Source organism: Pseudomonas sp. SIMBA_067 (assembly GCF_046534675.1).
In the GTDB taxonomy this organism is placed as follows: domain Bacteria; phylum Pseudomonadota; class Gammaproteobacteria; order Pseudomonadales; family Pseudomonadaceae; genus Aquipseudomonas; species Aquipseudomonas putida.
Genome location: NZ_JAWRYH010000424.1, coordinates 1 through 272, shown reverse-complemented (window position 1 = coordinate 272; position 272 = coordinate 1). Strand labels below are relative to the sequence as shown.

The following is a 272-nucleotide window of genomic DNA, read 5'->3' as shown; positions in this document are numbered from 1 at the left end:
ACTGCAAAATGGCATCGTTATGCTGCACCATTTGTTTTGCCATCGGCAGCAATAACTCACCATATTGGTTGAGTACTTGTCGTTGTCCCTGCTTTTTAAATAATTTATAGCCGAGTAAGTCTTCTAAACGTTTTACTTGTAAGCTCACCGCAGGTTGCGAAAGGCCAAGTAAATCGCCAGCTTTGGCAAATCCACCAACCTCAACCACCATAACAAAAGTTCGTAAACTGTCGGTTGAAATATTTTTCATATTTAAAATTACTATTTATATG

Annotated in this window: 1 protein-coding gene; it reads right to left on the bottom strand. The window is 38.2% G+C overall.

The genetic code is table 11. The annotated features are described in order from the left end of the window. Positions 1 to 250: LysR family transcriptional regulator (locus tag SB765_RS29725; RefSeq protein WP_410932507.1), on the bottom strand; the 250-nt coding region annotated here is incomplete at its 3' end. Positions 251 to 272 lie beyond the last annotated feature (22 nt).